Source organism: Psychrobacter sp. Ps6, from assembly GCF_022129235.1.
GTDB lineage: Bacteria > Pseudomonadota > Gammaproteobacteria > Pseudomonadales > Moraxellaceae > Psychrobacter.
In genome coordinates, this window is the sequence record NZ_JADQAI010000075.1 from 503 (window position 1) to 2101 (window position 1599).

Here is a 1599-nt window from a genome sequence, read left to right on the forward strand (position 1 = left end):
GTCCGATTTTCCACAACATTACCAGTCTTGATATCTATTTTCTGCCAAGCAGGTGGCTGCTTCAATCCCATTGTTCTAATATTAATATTTACACTATCAGGATCTGTGTTATGAGATAGCCATCCTACGCTTGCGCCTAAAGAAAGCTCATATTTAAAAATAAGATCACCAGATAAAGTGTAATTAGACAGATAAGTACGACCTTCTTTATTCAGTTGTAAAACTAAATTATCATTAAATAGTAGCCATTTTTCTATCTCACCATCAGGCGTTACCCTTTTTTCCCAAGCCCCATCATCTATGATCTCATATATATCAAATTGACCATCACGATTTGATTTTACAAATGGTCTTTTATGAATACTATCAACATAATATTCTAAATTATTCTCACGTTTTTTGATTAATTTGATATCTGGTTTATCTGATGAAAAATTCAACGTTGAGATAAGATACTGCTCGCTACTATTATCATTATTACTTTGTAATACAATATTAGTTTTATCACTTGTTAAATAGCTAGATATCAACCACGATTTATTTTTTTCAATATAAATATCTTTAAAGCCATTAGTGCGTAAATTGAATATTTGTGCTTTATAAGGACGATATGTAACCGCTTCATTTTCAATGATAAGCAACTGATCGTCTGAAAGCCACTCAATACTTGTACTATATTTGCTCTCTGTTAAGAGAAAATCTTTACCAGTATCTTGATCAATAACCGCAATTCTATAATTATCATCTCCTTTGATATTTTCAGTTATAGCTATATATTTTTTATTTGAGTTAATTTTCCATGAACCAAAACGGTAATATTTATAGTTTTTAGCTCTATGATTAAAATCAACTATCACCTGTTCCTCATTATTTCCATATGCTCTAGTGATAAGTTGACCATAACCGAAATCCTCTAATTTATACTGATCACGGCCTATGGTTATCCATGGTTTTTTGGCTTTTTTTATTAAACGATCTTGCCATTCAGACTGTAATTTCGCTTGAAATTCCGTTAATGATTCTAAATATTGTTGCGTTGTTTCATTTTGATCAACAAGATAAGAAATTACTTTTGGATTAGTGCGACTATCATCTCTTAACCAACATTCAGGGCAAGGTTGAGCTGCAACGCTTTGGGCTAATACTAAAGAAGCCAATATCATGATAAATATCAATCGTCCGTTTTATTGTTGGAACGCATAGTATTAGAGAACAATTCTCATTTCAATAGCAATTCTCATTTGCATTTACTTAATTATTGCCAAAAGACATATCAGCATGCATAAATAACATTCTAATGACATATTTATGCTATCAAAAAAAGATAAAACCGCTCATTTACTGCATAACAATGCAAAAATGAAAATTATAAATTTAATATTAATAATTATGAGGAGAAGATAGAAAATAAGAAAGGTCGCTGAATAAACAAGCGATAAGGAGAGTATAGAAAACAACAAATAGAAACAATTAAACGCCATATTTGATGTGACAATACGGCGTTAGATATCAAATTTCACGAATTACTATCAGTACGACTATCTATATAAACCGATATCTTTCTGAAGATGTACCGGTAGATCACTAACGTTGTACTCT

1 protein-coding gene is annotated in these 1599 nt (G+C 30.8%); it reads right to left on the reverse strand.

Going from position 1 to position 1599, the window contains the following annotated elements; genetic code table 11:
• The coding region (locus I3255_RS13825; protein ID WP_238039321.1) for a hypothetical protein at positions 1-1163 on the reverse strand (1163 nt) is incomplete at its 3' end.
• Positions 1164-1599 lie beyond the last annotated feature (436 nt).